The organism is Bacillus sp. 3103sda1, assembly GCF_024159135.1.
GTDB classification, from domain to species: domain Bacteria; phylum Bacillota; class Bacilli; order Bacillales; family Bacillaceae_G; genus Bacillus_A; species Bacillus_A rhizoplanae.
Window position 1 is genome coordinate 1402009 of sequence record NZ_JAMYWS010000001.1, and the last position, 19453, is coordinate 1421461.

Below are 19453 nucleotides of genomic sequence, written 5' to 3' on the forward strand. Positions count from 1 at the left end.
GTCTCTACTATAAAAATTTGCTTATATTAGGAACTAACATATATCGAGAAATAAGAAAGGAAGGAATCGTTCTCATGTGAGGTTTTCTGACATTGGATTTATTTTTGTCAAGAAAAAAATTTGCATAGAGGAAAATTTATTTAGTTGTCAGATTTCTATTTTTGTCTTATCATTTTAATAGGGGCGAAAGTATTGAATAGTCTTATAATATTTAATACTGTGATTTTTGTATTTTATAGAAAAATAGAATATGGAAATTTAGAACATCTAAGAAGGGGGTCGCAGCAAGTATGAAAAGAATTGGACTTGCATGGCAAATTTTAATAGGTCTTGCTCTCGGTATTGCCGTAGGAGCAATTTTTTATGGTGATCCGATGGTTGCTAAAATTTTACAACCGATTGGTGATATTTTTATCCGCTTAATTAAAATGATCGTCGTACCAATCGTTGTTGCCAGTCTTATTGTTGGGGTGGCAGGCGTTGGTGATGTCAAAAAGCTTGGACGTTTGGGCGGAAAAACAATCCTTTATTTTGAAATCATTACAACAATTGCGATTATTGTTGGTTTATTAGTAGCGAACATTTTCCAACCAGGAAAAGGCGTGGATATGTCACAGTTACAAAAAACAGATATTTCTAAGTATACAGCGACAACAGAACAAGTACAGCACCATTCATTTGCTGATACATTCGTAAATATTGTTCCAACGAATATTATGGAGTCATTGGCAAAAGGTGATATGCTTCCAATTATTTTCTTCTCTGTATTATTTGGTTTAGGAGTAGCTGCCATTGGAGAAAGAGGGAAGCCAGTTCTGAATTTCTTCCAGGGTGTAGCAGATTCAATGTTTTGGGTGACAAATCAAGTAATGAAATTTGCGCCGTTTGGTGTATTTGCGTTAATTGGCGTAACGGTTTCTAAGTTTGGTGTAGCGTCATTAATCCCATTAGGTAAGTTAGTTATTGTTGTTTATGGAGCAATGATTTTCTTCGTTGTTGTTGTATTAGGTATTACAGCAAAAATATTTGGAATTAATATTTTTCAATTCTTTAAGATTTTAAAAGACGAGCTTATTTTAGCGTATTCTACAGCAAGCTCAGAGACGGTTCTACCAAAGATTATGGAAAAGATGGAGCGTTTCGGTTGTCCGAAAGCCATTACATCTTTCGTTATTCCAACAGGTTATTCATTTAACTTAGATGGTTCAACATTATACCAAGCAATTGCCGCTCTTTTCTTAGCGCAAATGTATGGTATTCACTTATCAATTTCAGAGCAAATTACATTGCTTCTTGTATTAATGGTTACTTCAAAAGGTATTGCAGGTGTACCAGGCGTATCATTCGTTGTATTATTAGCAACGCTTCATACAGTAGGTATTCCGGCTGAAGGTTTAGCGTTTATCGCTGGTATTGACCGTATTTTAGATATGGCACGTACAGCAGTAAACGTAGTAGGTAACTCATTAGCTGCAGTTGTTATGTCTAAATGGGAAGGTCAATATGACGAAGAAAAAGGACAAGCTTATTTGAAGGAGATTTCAGAGAAGCAAGCAGCTTAAATTACAACAAAGCCCTCACGTTATACGTGAGGGCTTTTCTATATGAAATTACTGTATTTAGTGGTAAACGAATTAGGCGTGGCCTGTATCGAACGGAAGAAAACAAATTATTAAACACAGATGTGAATGGTTCCTATAACATCTTAAAAAAAGCAGTTCCAAAGGCGTTTGCCGATGGAATAGAGGGGTTGTGCCATCAGGCAGCTGTGTCAACTCCACTCGTGTTAAGCATCTTTTGAAGGTGATACACGAGAAACCCCCACTTCAAGATCAGAAGGAGATAAGTGGCGGGAGTTTTCATGGTTTTCAATTTTAGAAACAGAAATTTTGAAAATAAAAGATATTATTTAATTGCATGGAATGTTTGATTCATTCGTAATTTTTTATAAATATCAAAAAAATACCAACTATTTTGATAGAAATAATGTTTGACATTTTCTTTTGCAGCGAGTAAAGTAATAAAGGATTGATTTACACAAAATATAATATGAAACCTTCTTATCAAGAGAGGCGGAGGGACTGGCCCTACGATGCCTCGGCAGCGGACTCATATAGAGTGCTGTGCCAAATCCAGCAAGCGGAATGCTTGATAGATGAGAAGAGTGTTTCTTATATGATATATAAGACCTCTTCTCTTTAGAAGAGGTCTTTTTCGCTCTTGTGAAGGAAAGGTTTAGAAATAGGAGAGGATATTACTTTGGAACAAACAAAAGGAAATGGATGGGCATTATTGCCACTTGGTATATTTTTAGCACTATTTATTGGTTCTGGTGTGATTACAGGAGATTTTTATAAGTTACCAATCGTAGTTGCTATTTTAATTGCAGTTGCTATCGCGTTAGTAATGAATAGAAAAGAAAACTTTACGACAAAGGTTGAACGTTTTGCTAAAGGGGCTGGCAATCCAGATATCATGATTATGGTATTAATCTTTGTATTAGCAGGTGCATTTTCTGAAACAGCAAAAGGTATGGGCGCTGTTGAAGCAACCGTAAACTTAGCCCTTACTATTTTTCCGCAAAGCCTGTTAGTTGCTGGACTGTTTATTATTGGTGCGTTTATTTCATTAGCGATGGGAACGTCAATGGGTACAATTGCAGCATTGGGGCCAATTGCAGTAGGAATTAGTGGGCAAACGGATATTTCTATGGCACTTGCTATGGCGACAGTTGTTGGCGGAGCAATGTTTGGTGACAATTTATCTTTTATTTCAGATACGACAATTGCTGCGGTGCGTACACAAGGAACGGAAATGAAAGATAAATTTAAAACAAACTTCTTGATTGTATTACCGGCTGCCATTATTACGACTATACTTTTAATCGTTCTTACGTTAGGAACTCATACAAATATGACGGCACATGCGTTTAACTGGGTGAAAATTTTGCCGTATGCAGGGGTGTTAATTACAGCTCTGCTTGGATGTAACGTACTAGTTGTATTAACTGGAGGAACAGTGTTTGCTGGTATCATTGGCATGTTAGATGGAAGCTACACATTAGCAAGTTTCTTTAAAAGTATTACAGTAGGGATTAATGGTATGATGGAGATGGTATTATTAGCGATTTTAATCGGTGGAATGGTTGAAATTATCCAATATAACGGCGGTATTCAGTATTTAATGAATATACTAACGCGTAATATTCGTTCGAAAAAAGGTGCAGAATTTGGAATTGCTGGTCTTGTAAGTATGACAAATATGTGCACAGCAAATAATACAATTTCTATTATTTTCACGGGTCCACTAGCAAAGAATGTTGCAGATCAATACAATATTGATCCGAAAAAATCTGCGAGCCTGTTAGATTTATTTTCTTGTAGCGTGCAAGGGTTAATCCCGTACGGTGCACAAATGTTAACAGCGGCAGGATTTGCTTCGCTTTCACCAGTTGAGTTATTACCGTATTCATTTTATCCAATGTTAGTTGCGGTTTGCGGTATTATTTCAATTGTAATTAATTTTCCGCGTCTTTCACCTATAGCTAAGAAAAAGGAATATGAAAAAACAGCATAATGAAAAAGAGGATGTCTTGTATAAGGCATCCTCTTTTGTTTTGAATATAACGACTAATTTCATCTCACTTTAAATATAGGTCTGATGATGAATAGGACTTAAGTCTGAGAAGAAAACGGTTCTTAAGCTCGTTATAGAAAAATGAAAAAATAGTTAAGATAAGAGTATCAAATCGAAGGGAGGCAAGCACAAGATGAAACAGTTTCTAGCGTTTATCGCAGCCGGTATTTTAGCTTTAATTGCTCTTGGAAGTCTTGCTGGTATTATAGGATTTGCAATTGGAGCAGGGATTGTGTATTGGAGCTACAAGTCATTTGTGCGAGCACGATCATTTTTTGGAAAGTTAGCTTGGGGTATTGTCGGTTTAGTTGGCTTGTCAATCGGCCTTTCTAATTCACCAGCATTAATCGGTATCGTAGCATTAGTCGTTCTATATTATGGATACCGCGAATGGAAAAAAGAAAAAGTTGTAGTAGAGTCTGCTTCAGAAGGTTCTAAACCATATAGCAATTTTGAAGATGAATGGAACAAATTAATGAAAAATAACTAATATTAAACAACTAAAATAATAAAGTAGAAGAGAGGAAGATTTAAAATGAAACAATCATTATTCGGACGTGTACGCGAGGCAATACTTGCAGATCTTCATAATGTGTTAGACGAGAAAGAAAGAAAAAACCCAATTGCGATGTTAAATCAATATTTACGTGATAGCGAACGTGAGGTAACAAAAATTGAAAAGTTAATTGAGCGTCATAAAACATTAAAATCTAATTTTGCTCGTGAGCTTGAGCAGGCGCGTTATTTCGTAAATAAGAGATCCAAGCAAGCTGTAATTGCGCAAGAAGCAGGAGAAATGCAACTGCAAGAACGTGCATTAGAAGAAGTCGCATATTACGAAGGGCGAGTAGCTCGCTTAGAAGAAATGTATGCAGGTGTTATGGAACAAATTGATGAATTAGAGCGTCGCCTTTCTGAAATGAAAAATAAATTAAAAGAAATGAATGCAAAACGTATGGAATTAATGGCACGTGAAAATATGGCACATGCGAACCGTCGCATGAATACGGCTCTGCATAAAATGGATGAAAATAACCCATTTTTACGCTTTGAAGAAATTGAAAATCACATTCTTGATTTAGAGCTTCGCATCAATGAAGATCATGAACGTGACACATTTGATATGAAGATTGCAAAGCTTGAGCGCGAAATGAAGGAGAAAAAAGAAGTATCTATAACAAAAGAATCAGTAAAATAATTGTAGTACATTATAAAACAAGCTTATGATATAGTGATAGAAGAAAAGGTGTTGGAATGCAATACCTTTTTCTTCTGTTTATCCCGCATTAACGGGCAGTAAAACCCCTACCTCAAGATTCAAAGAGAGACGAGGAAGATAGGTGGGGATAACTGCCCGTAAAAGCCCGATTGGTTCAAATAACTATCAGTGGGGGATGAAAAAACCTCCACTGGTGGAAGTTTCACTTTACATATGACAAAGAAAGGGGAGCTGAGATGAAGAAACAATTTTCGAAAACACAATTTGTAGGAATGCTCCTCATTATATTTGGATTTGGTCTTGTTCTTGATATGATTCTCGGACATTTTGAGCCGGGTGCCCTTATTTTTGCTTTTATTATGATTATGTTTGGAAGGAATTATCGAAAAAAGAACCGATATGTGAGAGGAAATGTGCTTTTATTTGTCGGAGGACTCATTTTCGTATTTTTCCTGTTTTCATCAGCAGCCTTCGTGCTTGTTCTATTTGCTTGTTTAGCTTTCGTTGGTTATCAGCTTGTGCAAGGTCAGCAGAAGTCAAAAATGGTACAGGTCGAAATTAAGGAAAAAGGATATATAAATGAAGAAAAACAAATCTATCGAACAGAACCGTATCTTAAGAATATAATGGTTGGTAACGTACGAATAATGGATCATATTTATGAGTTAGAAGATATTAATGTCCAGTATGGAATCGGTGATGTTGAAATTGATTTAACAACAGCTATGATTCCAGAAGGAGAAACCGTCATTGTTATTCGTGGTGTTATTGGTAATATTCGTTTGTATGTTCCATACGATATTGAACTATCTTTAAATCATTCTGTTATTATTGGAAAAGTTTTGCTTCCTAATCATGAAGAAACAGGTTTTAATCGCAATGTAACATTCAAAACAGAACACTATAATGAGGCTCCTAGGCGTATTAAAATTATTTCTTCGCTTATCGTAGGCGATACGGAAGTGAGGAAAGTATAATGAAAAGGCAAAAGAATATTTCATGGATGTATATTCGCTACTCTATGTTATCTGCTAGTAGTATTGCATTCATTTGTACCATCGTATATGTATGGAAAAGTGGGCAATCTGTATATGATTTATTATGGAAAGAATCGATTGCTTCTGTTCCAGTTGGATTGTTTCTTATCTGCATGAGTCTTCTCATTGGTGGAGTTGTTGGGTATGCGATTGGTTATTATATGCAGCAGCGTATTCAAGGTTTAACGACTTTTTTATTTGAAGTAGAACGAGGGAATTTCCCGAAAGATGCTTCGTTTACTGCAGAAGATGAATTTCATGAAGTGGAGCGAAAGGTAATTGTACTTGCTAGGAGATTAGAGGAGCAAGCAGGATTATTTCAAAAAGTAACGAATGAACGAGCGCATTGGAATGAAGAAATGAGACAAAAGGTTATTTCAGAAGAGAGGCATCGTTTAGCTAGGGAGCTTCATGATTCTGTAAGTCAACAACTCTTCGCTATGTCAATGATGATGGCAGCAATTAATGAGCAAACTGCTAATATATCAGAAACTACTCAAAAACAATTACAACTTGTTGAAAATATGGTTGTAAATGCACAATCAGAAATGAGAGCATTGCTCCTTCATTTACGTCCTGTTCAATTAGAAGGTAAAAAATTAACAGAAGGTATTGAAGAATTATTAACGGAGCTTTCAAGAAAACAACATATGAAGATTGAATGGTTGATTGAGCCAATTCAATTGAAAAAAGGTGTAGAAGATCACTTATTCCGTATTGTACAGGAAGCGTTGTCAAATACACTGCGACATGCACAAGCAAAGAAAACAGAAGTAAGGCTGCGTCAAATTGATGAATATGCAATTTTAAAAATTATTGATGACGGCGTAGGTTTTGAAGTAGGCGTCAATAAAGCTGGATCATACGGTCTTCGTTCCATGCAAGAACGTGTCCATGAAATTGGCGGAACTTTAAAGGTATTAAGCTTCCCGAATAAAGGAACGCAAATTGAGGTAAAAGTGCCGATTCTTATAGATAGAGAGGAGGAACAGCATGATTAAAGTATTGCTCGTTGATGATCATGAAATGGTTCGGATGGGTGTATCTGCTTATTTATCAACTCAGCCGGATATTGAAGTTGTAGGAGAAGCAGAAAACGGAAGAAAAGGTTCAGAATTAGCATTATCATTAAAACCAGATATTATTTTAATGGATCTTGTTATGGATGAAATGGATGGTGTCGAGGCAACGCGTGCGATTATTCAAGAATGGCCGGAAGCGAAAATTGTTGTTGTAACAAGTTTCTTAGACGATGAAAAACTGTATCCAGTCATTGAAGCCGGTGCAACTAGTTATTTATTAAAAACATCAAGAGCAAGTGATATAGCAGATGCAGTGCGGGCAACGTACGATGGAGAAACAGTGCTTGAACCGAAAGTTACCGGGAAAATGATGTCACGTATGCGTCAAAAGAAAGAACAGCCGCTACACGAAGAATTAACAGAGCGAGAGTTTGAAATCTTATTATTAATTGCACAAGGAAAGAGTAATCAAGAAATTGCAGATGAGCTATTCATTGCTTTAAAAACAGTAAAGACGCATGTAAGTAATATTTTAAATAAATTACATGTAAGTGATCGTACGCAAGCGGTTATTTATGCGTTTCGCCACCAGCTTACAAAATAAAAAAGGCCGTAGAAACGCCTTTTTATTTTGCATTGTTTAGTGTTATGTTTACTTGTTTGGAAGATTCCGTGAAAAAATATCCAATATATAGTAAGGATTATTCAATTCTTTCTGTATATAAAGGTAGATATTTTTAACATATTTTTCATGATGTTAATCCAATTTTTGAATATGATTGGCTTGAATGCTTTCTAAAGATGGAGTAGAACGAATGTAATTTGCGAATGCTTCTTGATCTGTCGGGCCTTCAACGCGATTTCGTCCCTTTTGGAAAATTGTAAACTTATCGCCTCCGTTTGCCAGAAAAGAATTTACTACGACAGAGTATGTTGCATCATCTTCGAGTGGTTCCCCATTTTCTAGTGTAATTGATATTAACTTATTTTCTTTCCATGTGTAACGAATTCCAGATACTTGTAACATACGTATTTCATCAGTCCATTGTCCATGCAGTGCACTTCGAATTTCTCTACCCGTTAGATCCATTTTAATGAGTTTATTTTCAAAAGGTTGAATGAGAAAGGTATTTTCCCATGTAATGGAACCAGCTGGTAAATCATGACGGATACTACCTGGATTGACGAATGCAATGTCAGCCTGCATAGCTTGACGTTGAGATGCAGCAAGAAGAGCACCAAGGTCTGTTTCCCCGTTTCTATTTTGATCTCGTGTCAGCTTGTGTACGCTTTTTCCAAGTATTTGCTCGGTTAATGGGGCTATCTTTGTTTGATAGCTCTGTAGCCATGTTTGGATGATTGGATTAGGTTGTATTTGATTATGATAAGTAGGAATAATCTTTGCTGATTTTTTTGTAATATCTTTCGTTTTGCGATTAATTGTGAGCTGCACATTTGCAAAAGCTCTTCCGTAAGAATACCCTTCAACGAGTAGTTTTCCATTAACATATCCATTCATATAGGAATGATTATGTCCACCAAATAATACATCTACATCATCGTCAACTTTGCTTGCTAAATCAGCAAGTGGCCCGTAGGTAATTCCGCCTGTTGTCTTGCCAGCTACATGAGCAAGAACGATAATTGCATGGATGTCTTTTTGCTGTAATTCTCGTACGTACTTTTGAACAGCAGTAGCTTCATCTAAAAAAGTGACCGCTGAAATATCATTGTGCATAGTAAGAAAAGGTGTATCTTTTGTAACGATGCCAATAAAAGCAATGGGAATACCATTAATCCACTTAATCGCATATGGTGGAAATAGAGGTTCATTTGTGTTAGTATCTACTACATTTGCACAAACGTAAGGAAAAGAGCTACCTGGAAACATACCTGTTTTTGGATGAAAACCCCCATCAATAAGTCGCTTTAGTTCGTCTATACCTTCGTCAAATTCATGATTACCAACTGTTCCGACATCAAATTTCAGCATATTTAAAAATTCTATTGTTGGCTCATCTTGAAAGAGAGCAGAAATGGGAGGACTTCCACCAACCATATCACCGGCATGAACAAGTAAGGTATGAGGGAATTGTTCTTTATATGATTTGATATAAGAGGCTATATAATCGGCGCGGCCAGCAGGTTGTCCGTGTAGCATTGTAGTTGTATTGATTTGTCCGTGCAAATCATTTAATCCGATTATTTGCACATGTATTTCGGAAGGTTTTGAAGTGGGAAACAATGAAGAAAGAGTTATAGAAATGAGAAAAGGGATACATAAAAGAAAATTAATCATGTTGTCACTCCTTACATATACTGGTGTTTTTATTGTAATAGAAGGACAACTTTTTACTTTATTAAAAAATCGTAAATTTTTTGTGGAAATTGTAAGGTTTTTTATCCCATATGAACAGGCAGTAATCCCCCTACTGATGGAAGTTTCACTTTATCAAAATAGGAGAAAATCTGCCACTGTAAGATTAGAGGAAGATAAGTGCGGGGAGTTTTCATGAGAAAAAGAAGGATTTATTGCTCAATGTAGAGAATAATGTAATCATCCACTTGCTGGAAAGAACAGACAAAGCAGAGGTGACGAAGATGCTTGTAATGGGTGTATTGATATGTATTACTGCAATTTGTGGTTTTATATGGTTATATTATTCTCGTTCGTTTAAACAAGCAGGAGTGTTACTTTTTGATAAAGGTAGTTTGTTTGGAAATCAATCCAGATTTTTAGTATGCTCGAAGTGTGGAAGAGCACAGGCAAGAAGCGGTGGATATCAAGAGTGTTGCCGAACAAGGTTATGAAAGAGTAGCAAGCCTCACACATTGTGAGGCTTGCTACTCTTTCAAGGCTGTCCAAATAGTCCAGCGATCCTGTTCTATAATAGGAGATTTGTTATGAAGTTTAGAGTAAAGATGCTCTAATAATTGAGAGAGTTCATCATCGGATAATTCATGTAAAATAGAACGACCTGTCCGAGGTGATAAATCTTGAAGTAAATTTTCAATTGAAGGATGGACTTTACGAACTTCCCAAAGAGTTTCAATAGGATTTGTATGGAAGCCGCTGTTGTGTAACCAATATAGTATTTGATTTGTTTTAGGTCTTCGTTTAGCTTCTGTATGGAGTAATTTTGGATAGCAAGAAAAGAAATAGCCGCGAATATGTTCTGAACTTCCTGGAATCGTGCAGTCTTCAATTGTTCGATCTTGGAGAATAAGTAGACCGTTTCGCTTTAAAATACGATATGCTTCTTGTAAAAATTGTGGAATATGCTCTAGATGATGAATAACAGCTCGTGATATAACGATATCAAAGGTTGCATCTGCAAAAGGAAGGTTATGAGCGTCACCTTGTACAAATGAAACGTGTTGTATGTGAGCGCAATTTTCCTTGGCAGCTTCGAGCATCTCATTTGAAAAATCAAAACCAATTGCTTCAGCTGCCCCCATCATAGCGAGTTGTTTTGTATAAATACCACCACCGCATCCAATATCAATCACTCTCTTTTCTTTGACGTCTACAATATTTTGAATCATAGACGTCCATGAATCCGTTGCTTGACGATTTGTATACGTATATTTATTGTTTGGGCTGTGAAAATCTATTGGCATGCTGTAAGCCCCCTTTCATGTATATTATATCCGATTTTGTTTGTTAGGTTGATTTTGTTTTCTTTTGAGAACAATAAGCTTTTCTTATTTTGAGAAATGAGGATGGGAGCTATGCGAAAAAAATGGTTATTCATGTTTGTTCTTTTCTTATTAGTCGGATGTAACCAAATGGGTAAGAAAATAGAACAAGGTGAGAAATCAGCAAAAGAAGCGGGGAGTGTTATGGAAGAGAGCATACAAATAATTGTATCCCAAACAGGACAAGAGGAAAAAATATTGAAGGACGAGAAAGCAAAAATTGTTGCAAATATTATAAATAAAGCGGAGAAACAAAACGTAATAGGTGAATTAGGTGAACCGGAATATGTAATTAAAATTAAGAAAAACGGACAAGAAGAAAAGTATAAAGTTTGGCTTCGTACAGAAGCGAGAACAGGTTGGTTACAAAAAGAAACCGATACAAAGAATTTTTACCTTATATCAAAGGTGGATACAGAAAAGCTGCTTTCTTTGTTTCCGACAGCACCCTCAACACAAAATGAGGATGAACAACAATCAACTATAACTGAAATTACGAAAAAGGATTTACAAATTACGCGTTTTCACATTAAAACAAAGGAAAATGCAGTTCATTATACGGTGTATTACACGATTTCAGATGCATTATATAAAAAGTTAGAAAAAGAAAAAAATTATTATTTTCAATTACATTTTCCTCCGAAAGTGCAAAAGATAATAAATAAAGAAAAAAGTGATTCAATTCAAGGTGAAATAGTGAAAGAAGGATATAAACAATATGAAGTGAACTTTTTTGTTCCTGCTAACAATTTATCATCGTCTCAACTAAAAATGTTAGAAGCGTATTATGATCAATATGATTTAAAAATGTTTAATCATAAAAAAGAAGAGATTGGTGCGTTTCAAAATATTATTCAAATAGTGAAAGAATATGGAGAAAAGATGGAGTTAGAAAGATAAAGAGGCTTTCTTTTAGGAGATGAGAAAAAGAGTGATAGATATCATCACTCTTTTATTTTGTTTTTGTTGACGGTTCACTCATAGATTTTCGCGTAATAAAATAAGCGATAATAAGTGCAGAAAGGATAATGGAGCTAATGAAAATATTGTTTGGTAGCCAATCTAATAGTAATACGTGTCCAACAGTATAAAAAATAAGCATAGAAGCTAGAAAAGATAAGGCACCGATCATAACAGATTGTAATGTCACCGTTTTCACCTCCTTGCATGTATAGTATTGGCCAAAAATGGATCAATTAAACAGTGATTTCCAATAAACTTAAAATATATGGCATAATAAGAAGAAAAAGATTATTGGTAGGGAGAGGAATATGAAACAAAATACAAAAGGATTATGGGGGATTATTGTAGCAGTTGGTCTTTTTCTGTTGTCTAAATTAAAGTTTGTATTTGCGATTGTCAAACTAGCAAAGTTTTCTACTATATTTAGTATGCTGTTATCTCTTGGCGCTTATGCAGCGATATACGGATGGAAATTTGGTGTTGCACTCGTATACTTATTACTAATTCATGAAATGGGTCATTTGTGGGCAGCAAGACGAAAAGGAATTGCAACCTCACCTGCTATTTTTATCCCATTTATGGGAGCGGTTATAGGAATGAAAGAATTGCCTAAAAACGCAAAAGACGAGGCATACATTGCATATATGGGACCGCTATTTGGTTTACTCTCTTTTTTACCAGCAATTCCGCTGTATATGACAACAAAAGAACCGTTTTGGGCACTTGTTATTATGCTTGGTAGTATGATTAATTTCTTTAACTTAATTCCCGTATCACCACTTGATGGGGGACGAATTGTTTCTGTTGTAAGTACAAAAATTTGGGCGGTAGGCCTTGTTATATTGCTTGGTTATGCAATTGTACAAAAAAGTATTTTTCTTGGGTTTATTTTTCTATTAGGCTGTTTAGAATGGCGCAGAGTATCGAAACGAAATCAACCAATTCAAGAGCTTGGTTGGAAAATAGATATTGTAAAAGAATATATGATACGTTTGAAAGAAGAATTACGAGAAACAGGAGCACTACATCGTACCATCTATATGATGCACCAAGAAGTAACGATGCTTCGCCAGAAAGAGCGAGGTAAATCATTAACAAAAGAAGAGCGTCAAAGAAAAATAGCATTAGAGTACTTGTTTCCTAAATTTGAACCACTTGATTACGTGCCGTATGAAGAGGAAAAAGAGCAGCATCTTCTATTGATGCAAGATGCAGTAGCAGTGTCAGAGCGAAAATTACATAAGTGGGAAGAAGAAAAAGAACAGTATGAAAAGTACTACTCTGCAAATATGAAAACACGTATGGGTATGTTCATTTTATACGTATTCTTACTCGCAATACTCGGATATGCTACATATCAAGGAAATGCAATCTTACAAAATCAACTTCCTACAAATAATTTGTAGAAAAACGTTGTCGAAATGGAAAGAATGATTTGAACAGGAATTCTCTCTTTTTTATAGAACATTACAAATATTACGTTTTTTAGAAATAAATGTAATGTTTATGTATAGAAAAGGAGTCGGGTGTATGAAAAAGGTGTGCAGTATACTTGGAATTCTTATAGTAATGGGAATCGCTAGTTACGGCTTAAGCAAAGTTTTTGTACACTATGCAAGTAAGCCTGTTGGTGTAACGGCAATGCCGAAAGTAGAAGAGGTTGATGAGACAAAAGAAGTGCTGCAATTCATCCGCACGACACATGAAAGCTACAATGGCTTTTTAAATTATGGAAAAGCAGAAAAATACACAGATGGAGACTGGAACCATTTAATGAAATGGTTTCAAGAACAGGAACATGCTTTAAAAGATGTTGAGACAAAAGTGAAAAACAAGCAAATAAAACGAGATGTGAAACGAAGTTATGAAATTTTGAAAAAAGGGGTAGAAGATCGTAATATTGAATATGTTATTTATGCACATCGTGTATATCATGATCTTGATATTCTTGTAAATAAATATACAGGTGAAACGAATATTTGGGGGTATACAGAGTTTGGAAATGGGAAAGATGTAAAAGTAATAGAACAGGCATTACAAGCACAGTAAAAAAGGCATACTTAGTATGTCTTTTTATTATTGATGTTACTTTAATATACAGTAACATTCTTCTCGATCTCACGAGGAATTTCTTAACGAAGATAGAGGGTGTCATTTATCCCGCATTAAGGGCAGTAAGACCCCCACCTCAAGATGCAGAGGGAAACAAAGAAGATAGTTGGGGGATAACTGCCCGTAAAAGCCCGATTGGTTCAACTAACCATCAATGGGGAATGAAGAAAACCCCCACTGATGGAAGTTTCACTTTATCGAGTAGTAAGAACCCATCTTAAGATGGAGAGACAAGTACAGAAAATAGGGGGACACTGATTAAAGTTTCACTTAATAACGTTTTTCACAAAACCATCATGTTTATAGTGATTAAAATCACAACTTATATCTTTGATATCGTATACAATGGAAATAGTTAAGGAAATAGCTAAGGAAATAGAGGAGTGGATAGTATGTTAAGTCCAAAAACAATTGAAATTGTAAAATCAACTGTACCGTTATTACAAGAAAAAGGTGTGGAGATTACAACACGTTTTTATCAAATTATGTTTTCTGAGCATCCGGAACTATTAAATATTTTTAACCATACAAATCAAAAACAAGGAAGACAGCAACAAGCATTAGCAAATGCAGTATACGCAGCTGCTAATTATATTGATAACTTAGCAGTGATTATTCCAGTTGTGAAACAAATTGGACACAAACATCGTAGCTTAGGTATTAAAGCAGAACATTACCCGATTGTTGGTAAATGCTTGTTACAAGCTATTAAAGAAGTAGCTGATGCTCCGCAAGAAGTATTAGATGCTTGGGGAGAAGCTTATGGTGTGATAGCTGACGCATTTATTAGTATAGAAGCAGAAATGTATGAAGAAGCTGCTGAAAAAGCGGGCGGCTGGAAAGATTTCCGCAATTTTATCGTTGTGAAAAAAGAAAAAGAGAGTGATGTGATTACATCCTTTTATTTAAAACCAGAAGATGGGGGAGCGCTATCTTCATTCTTGCCAGGACAATATGTAAGTGTACAGTTAAATATTGAAGGAGAAACATATACACATAACCGTCAGTATAGTTTATCAGATGCACCTGGAAAGGATTACTATCGCATTAGTGTGAAACGCGAGAAAAGTGCAGAAGGTCTAGAGGGAATGGTATCGAATTATTTACATGATCATGTAAATGAAGGAGATATTTTACCGTTAAGCGCACCAGCAGGAGATTTTGTACTGAATATGGATTCACAGTTACCAGTTGTATTGATTAGTGGTGGTGTAGGAATTACACCAATGATGAGTATGTTAAATACATTAATTGAGCAATCGCTAAACCGTAATGTATACTTTATTCACGGCGCGTTAAACAGTGATGTACACGCAATGAAAGACTATGTTACAAATGTAGCAAAAGAGCATGAACAAGTAAAAGTATATACTTGCTACTCTAATCCAACTGAGCAAGATAAGAAAGTAAAAAATTATGATAAAGAAGGCTTCATAGATTTAGCGTGGTTACAAACTATTATTCCTTCCAATGAAGCAGATTTCTACTTCTGCGGACCGGTACCGTTTATGAAACATATTCATGCAGATTTGACAGAATGGGGTGTGGTACCAGAGAATATTCACTTTGAATTCTTTGGTCCAGCAGCTAGCTTGCAATAATTAAAAAAACGAGGTGTTAATTCACCTCGTTTTTTGTTTGTTCTCGAAGTAGCCGATTTACTGTTTCACGACGGATGCCAATGAGTTGACCAATTTCTGTTTGGTTTAAAATTTCATAGACCGGAATGTCTCCTAAATATGTTGTAAACCATTTTTGTAAACGAAGTAGCCTCTCTTTTGGAGAAACGGTTGTAAGCTGATCGATACGCTCTTGCATCATTCGTAATTTTGTTTGCAGCTGAAGGGCGAGATCGGCATAAGATTCGGGATTTGCATGTAATTGTTCATACCATGCGTTGCGTAAAATTGGCTCTACTTCTGTCTTAATTAAAGCGATTGCAGTGCCGTGATATTCTTTTGGAGAGATTAAAGAGTGGTGAGGAATCGTTTCACCTGGAACAATAATATTAAATAAAAAAGGCGTGCCGTCCTCTTGGAGGCGAACTACTTTTAATAGACCGCTTTTTACAAAATATAGAGGGCCTTCCTCTCCTTGACGAAATAGTATTTCTCCTTTATGTAAAATCAATGTAAGCACCTCTTTATATATTGCTATTCATTTTATTATAGAGGAATTGTTTGCATAAGACTATACTTGTGAATTGCAGAAGAAACCTTATAGTTTTATTCTGCAATTTAGTAGTCTCCTGCTAATGGGAATTTTAATTTATTGACGAAATATATCATATTACAGTAGTATACTGTTTAGTGTGTATGTGTAAGGACGGTACTAGAAAGGAATATTTTTTTAGGGGGCATACCATGTTAGATGAAAAAATGACTGATGTGAAGATTTCAACAGATGCAGTGATACATGTGGAAGAAATGAAGGGTGGAGTTGTTCTATCGGTCGAAATAGATGGACAAATCATTTATACGATGGCTTATGATGAAGAAACAGATAGTTATGCAGAGTTATATGATAGAAACGATAGACGAGCAAGACAAGTCCATGAAGATTTTATGGGATGGTCGCTTGTACACTAAGGAAAGCTTAACAAGCTGAGAAATGCTTCTCTTATAGGTAAAGAGAAGCATTTCTCGGCTTGTTTTTTTGTTTATAAATAGAAAACAATAAGATTGTATATATAATGTAATAATTACATATGATTTGTAACACTCACTTCTATATTGTTAGGGCATTGTAAATGTAAATGTTGCTTTTTTTCGGTATGATATGGTCAATGGGAATTCTTCATCCTCTACAGATGATTAGTTGAACCAAGCAAGCTCTTATGAAAGTTTTATGTTTACCTATTGAATTTAGGAAAGCATTACTACATGTTAGAGTGGAATGAAATACCAAAAATGTAATGAACATAGGAGTGATTATCATGAGGAATTTCCATATTTCTAACTTTCTCTTATTATGTGTCTGCTCATTATTATGTATTATTTTAGGAGTGTTTCTTTATACATGTATATAAAAGTAACGCATTCTAAAAGAATGCGTTACAAAATGGAACTAATAATCATACGTGTACCGAGAATAATTAAGGTAATGCGTAATAAATTGATAATAGCGTTACCACTTAGTTTTGTATTAATATAAGCTCCAATTTTCCCGCCAATCCATGCTCCGGGGATTAAAACAAGGGCATAGAGCCAGCTTACATTACCAAGTGAAATATGAGTTGCTGAATTTACAATTGCGGATAAAAAAACGATAAACATTGATGTAGCGACAGCGATTTGTGCTGGAAAAGCGAAAAGAATCATCATTGCTGGAACTAATAAGACACCCCCGCCAATCCCGAATAAACCAGAAATAAAACCTACACCAAATGAAATAATGATAGCAAGAAAAGGTGAGAACTGATAAGTTATGGTTTCTCCTTCAGAAGTTGTAAAGGAGCGTTTAATAATAGAACCGTTCGAAAGCGATAGAGGTTTCATTTTATCTCGTATCATGAGTAAAATGGATACTAAAATCAGAAAAACCCCGAAATATAAAGAGAAAGAATCTTGATTTAAAAATTTATTTGCCCACGATCCGATAATTCCTCCAGGACCACTCCCAATAAATAAAATAAGGCCACTTTTGTAATCAATCCGCTTATGCTTCATGTATGTGAGGGTAGAAGCTAAACCTGTAAATACGACGGTAACAATTGAAGTACCAACAGCCAATTGGGGAGAAAGGCTATGTAAGTTAATCAGTAACGGAACGATAATGATTCCTCCGCCAAGACCAACTAGACTTCCAATTGTACCTGCTAATAATCCAACAAGTAATAGCATAATATATTCCAACTGTAACATCTCCTCTTTTGTAACAAATACATCATTTATTATACAATGTTTTGAATCAGAATGATGTGTGTTCACAAAAAAGTCGTCTTCTGCATAAGAAGACGACTTTTCTTTAGAGAATAAGGTTTAATACGTAATAGAATAAAGCAGCTAATGAAGCTGAAATAGGGAGTGTGATAACCCATGTAATTAACATGCGTTTTGCTGTTCCCCACTTTACGCCTTTTACGCGATGTGAAGCACCAACACCTAAAATAGAAGATGAAATAACGTGTGTTGTACTTACTGGTAAATGAATGAAAGTTGCACCGAAAATAACAATTGATGATGATAAATCAGCAGCTACGCCATTTACAGGGCGGATTTTCATAATTTGTCCACCGACAGTTTTGATAATTTTCCATCCACCGACAGAGGTACCAAGACCCATTGCAGTTGCACACGCGAATTGTACCCACAAAGGGATATCTGTTGAAGTGTGATAATTATTTGCGATAAGGGCCATTGTAATAATACCCATCGCTTTTTGAGCATCATTTGTGCCATGTGTAAAAGATTGCAATGCCGCTGTGAATATTTGGAATATACGGAAATTTTTGTTTGTTTTCGTCAAGTTAAAATTTTTAAAGGCAATTTTAAAAATACTATATACGATGTAACCGATGACGAAAGCGATAATCGGTGAAATAACTAAAGCTTCAATGATTTTAATGAAGCCTTTATAATTTAATGCACCAAAACCAGCAGCAGCGATAGCTGCCCCAGCAATAGCACCGATAATTGCATGAGATGAACTACTTGGAATTGCATAGTACCAAGTAATTAAATTCCATGCGATAGCAGCAAGCAGCGCTGCTAAAATAACGACACTACCATTTGGTAATGTAAATGGATCGACAATATCTTTTGTAATAGTCTTTGCTACACCCGTAAATGCCATTGCACCTAAAAAGTTCATAAGGGCTGCCATAATAATGGCTTGTCTTGGCTTTAAAGCCTTTGTTGAAACAGCTGTTGCGATGGCATTTGCTGTATCATGGAATCCGTTAATAAAGTCGAAAGCCAAAGCACAAATGACAACTAAAACGGTTAAAATCAAGAGTGTATCCATGGTCAAACTCCTTATGCGTTCTTCATAATAATTGTTTCTAAAACATTTGCTACGCTTTGACAGCTGTCAGCAACTTCTTCTAATTCTTCGTAAATTTCTTTGTATTGAATAATCTTGATTGGATCTTTCTCACGAGAGAATAGATGCTTAATAGCATGTCTACGAATATCATCACATTTTGATTCGTAGTCTTTAATTTTGATTGCATTTGTACGAATATCGAGTAGCTTTTTATTGGACATCAATTCAATAGACGACGCAATTTCAATCGCACATTGATTAATTGCATCAACGAATTTAATCATGTATTCGTCTGCTTCTGTAATAGAATACATTTCAAATAGACCAGCACTATGATCTAATCCGTCTAATACATCATCCATACTCATTGCAAGTTGCAAAATGTCTTCACGTTCAATTGGAGTGATAAATGCTTTGTTTAATTCCATAATGATTTCGTGAATAAATGAATCACCCTTTGACTCATATTCTTTCATGCGCATGGAGAATTCTTTTAAATCACTTGCGTTTTTAATTTTATACTCCACAAAAAATTGTGCGCCTTCTTTTAAATTTTCAGAAATATTCGTTAGCATTTCTGAAAATTTATCTTTTCTCGATTTGAAAACCATATTGTTACCCCCACCAAAAAATAGTTATGTAAAGCATATTGGCTAGTTCATTCTACCAAAAAGTTGTCGGTTTTTAAAACATTTTATCGAAAAGTTTACAAAAACTTAACATTAGACAAGTTGAAAAATTAGTAATGTTAACACTTTTTTAGTAATACTCGTACTTAT

At 35.3% G+C, this 19453-nt stretch carries 21 protein-coding genes and 1 riboswitch; of the genes, 14 read left to right on the top strand and 7 right to left on the bottom strand.

Annotated elements, in window-relative coordinates; translation table 11 throughout:
- Positions 1-290: 290 nt before the first annotated feature.
- The 7 genes from gltP to NKR74_RS07085 all read left to right on the top strand — a co-directional run bounded on the left by gltP (position 291) and on the right by NKR74_RS07085 (position 7518).
- On the top strand, positions 291-1562 hold the full coding sequence (gltP, locus tag NKR74_RS07055) for a glutamate/aspartate:proton symporter GltP (RefSeq protein WP_098309485.1): 1272 nt from the start codon (positions 291-293) through the stop codon (positions 1560-1562).
- A 495-nt stretch (positions 1563-2057) separates the two neighbouring features.
- Positions 2058-2162, top strand: a riboswitch (SAM riboswitch).
- A gap of 97 nt (positions 2163-2259) precedes the next feature.
- Positions 2260-3576 carry a Na+/H+ antiporter NhaC family protein gene (locus NKR74_RS07060; RefSeq protein ID WP_253629083.1) on the top strand — a complete coding sequence of 439 codons (1317 nt, stop codon included), beginning with the start codon at positions 2260-2262 and terminating at the stop codon, positions 3574-3576.
- Between the two features lie 193 nt (positions 3577-3769).
- Positions 3770-4126, top strand: a complete 357-nt coding sequence (locus NKR74_RS07065; protein ID WP_098309483.1) for a lmo0954 family membrane protein — start codon at positions 3770-3772, stop codon at positions 4124-4126.
- Between the two features lie 45 nt (positions 4127-4171).
- Positions 4172-4834: a PspA/IM30 family protein gene (locus tag NKR74_RS07070; protein ID WP_098309482.1), complete on the top strand. Its 663-nt coding sequence runs from the start codon at positions 4172-4174 to the stop codon at positions 4832-4834.
- Between the two features lie 257 nt (positions 4835-5091).
- Positions 5092-5832 carry a cell wall-active antibiotics response protein LiaF gene (gene liaF / locus NKR74_RS07075; RefSeq protein ID WP_098309481.1) on the top strand — a complete coding sequence of 247 codons (741 nt, stop codon included), beginning with the start codon at positions 5092-5094 and terminating at the stop codon, positions 5830-5832.
- The gene (locus NKR74_RS07080) at positions 5832-6893 is read left to right on the top strand and encodes a sensor histidine kinase (protein ID WP_098309480.1); all 1062 of its coding nucleotides are present in this window, start codon (positions 5832-5834) and stop codon (positions 6891-6893) included. The genes liaF and NKR74_RS07080 overlap by 1 nt, the downstream gene beginning before the upstream one ends.
- Positions 6886-7518 carry a response regulator gene (locus tag NKR74_RS07085; protein WP_098309479.1) on the top strand — a complete coding sequence of 211 codons (633 nt, stop codon included), beginning with the start codon at positions 6886-6888 and terminating at the stop codon, positions 7516-7518. The genes NKR74_RS07080 and NKR74_RS07085 overlap by 8 nt, the downstream gene beginning before the upstream one ends.
- Before the next feature lie 153 nt (positions 7519-7671).
- Here the strand turns inward: NKR74_RS07085 and NKR74_RS07090 are convergent, their stop codons facing one another.
- Positions 7672-9213 carry a bifunctional metallophosphatase/5'-nucleotidase gene (locus NKR74_RS07090; protein WP_253629084.1) on the bottom strand — a complete coding sequence of 514 codons (1542 nt, stop codon included), beginning with the start codon at positions 9211-9213 and terminating at the stop codon, positions 7672-7674.
- Here NKR74_RS07090 and NKR74_RS07095 point away from each other — a divergent pair.
- A complete protein-coding gene (locus NKR74_RS07095; RefSeq protein WP_253631211.1) occupies positions 9149-9430 on the top strand; it encodes a hypothetical protein in 282 nt (93 codons plus the stop codon). The genes NKR74_RS07090 and NKR74_RS07095 overlap by 65 nt on opposite strands.
- Before the next feature lie 85 nt (positions 9431-9515).
- Positions 9516-9725, top strand: coding sequence for a hypothetical protein (locus NKR74_RS07100; RefSeq protein ID WP_230573956.1), 210 nt, complete (start codon positions 9516-9518; stop codon positions 9723-9725).
- A 33-nt stretch (positions 9726-9758) separates the two neighbouring features.
- Here NKR74_RS07100 and NKR74_RS07105 read toward each other — a convergent pair whose 3' ends face one another.
- Positions 9759-10535: a class I SAM-dependent methyltransferase gene (locus tag NKR74_RS07105; protein WP_253629085.1), complete on the bottom strand. Its 777-nt coding sequence runs from the start codon at positions 10533-10535 to the stop codon at positions 9759-9761.
- A gap of 111 nt (positions 10536-10646) precedes the next feature.
- Here NKR74_RS07105 and NKR74_RS07110 point away from each other — a divergent pair, with 111 nt between their 5' ends.
- Positions 10647-11513: a YhfM domain-containing protein gene (locus NKR74_RS07110; RefSeq protein WP_098309475.1), complete on the top strand. Its 867-nt coding sequence runs from the start codon at positions 10647-10649 to the stop codon at positions 11511-11513.
- Positions 11514-11565: 52 nt separating this feature from the next.
- On the opposite strand, the gene NKR74_RS07115 is transcribed toward NKR74_RS07110, so the two are convergent.
- Positions 11566-11763 carry a hypothetical protein gene (locus tag NKR74_RS07115; protein ID WP_098309474.1) on the bottom strand — a complete coding sequence of 66 codons (198 nt, stop codon included), beginning with the start codon at positions 11761-11763 and terminating at the stop codon, positions 11566-11568.
- 121 nt (positions 11764-11884) lie between these two features.
- Here NKR74_RS07115 and NKR74_RS07120 point away from each other — a divergent pair, with 121 nt between their 5' ends.
- The 3 genes from NKR74_RS07120 to hmpA all read left to right on the top strand — a co-directional run bounded on the left by NKR74_RS07120 (position 11885) and on the right by hmpA (position 15289).
- Positions 11885-12982: a site-2 protease family protein gene (locus tag NKR74_RS07120; RefSeq protein ID WP_253629086.1), complete on the top strand. Its 1098-nt coding sequence runs from the start codon at positions 11885-11887 to the stop codon at positions 12980-12982.
- A gap of 124 nt (positions 12983-13106) precedes the next feature.
- Complete coding sequence (locus tag NKR74_RS07125) at positions 13107-13625, top strand: hypothetical protein (RefSeq protein ID WP_253629087.1); 519 nt, start codon at positions 13107-13109, stop codon at positions 13623-13625.
- Between the two features lie 455 nt (positions 13626-14080).
- Positions 14081-15289 (top strand): NO-inducible flavohemoprotein, encoded by a 1209-nt coding sequence (gene hmpA / locus NKR74_RS07130; RefSeq protein WP_253629088.1) that lies wholly within the window; start codon positions 14081-14083, stop codon positions 15287-15289.
- 16 nt (positions 15290-15305) lie between these two features.
- Here hmpA and NKR74_RS07135 read toward each other — a convergent pair whose 3' ends face one another.
- Positions 15306-15818, bottom strand: coding sequence for a Crp/Fnr family transcriptional regulator (locus NKR74_RS07135; protein ID WP_098309468.1), 513 nt, complete (start codon positions 15816-15818; stop codon positions 15306-15308).
- Positions 15819-16051: 233 nt separating this feature from the next.
- Here NKR74_RS07135 and NKR74_RS07140 point away from each other — a divergent pair, with 233 nt between their 5' ends.
- Positions 16052-16276, top strand: a complete 225-nt coding sequence (locus NKR74_RS07140; protein ID WP_098309467.1) for a hypothetical protein — start codon at positions 16052-16054, stop codon at positions 16274-16276.
- 465 nt (positions 16277-16741) lie between these two features.
- Here NKR74_RS07140 and NKR74_RS07145 read toward each other — a convergent pair whose 3' ends face one another.
- From NKR74_RS07145 to NKR74_RS07155, 3 genes are all read right to left on the bottom strand, one after another.
- The gene (locus tag NKR74_RS07145; protein ID WP_253629089.1) at positions 16742-17542 is read right to left on the bottom strand and encodes a sulfite exporter TauE/SafE family protein; all 801 of its coding nucleotides are present in this window, start codon (positions 17540-17542) and stop codon (positions 16742-16744) included.
- Between the two features lie 112 nt (positions 17543-17654).
- The gene (locus NKR74_RS07150) at positions 17655-18653 is read right to left on the bottom strand and encodes an inorganic phosphate transporter (RefSeq protein WP_253629090.1); all 999 of its coding nucleotides are present in this window, start codon (positions 18651-18653) and stop codon (positions 17655-17657) included.
- Between the two features lie 11 nt (positions 18654-18664).
- Positions 18665-19285: a DUF47 domain-containing protein gene (locus tag NKR74_RS07155; RefSeq protein WP_098309465.1), complete on the bottom strand. Its 621-nt coding sequence runs from the start codon at positions 19283-19285 to the stop codon at positions 18665-18667.
- Between the last annotated feature and the right edge of the window lie 168 nt (positions 19286-19453).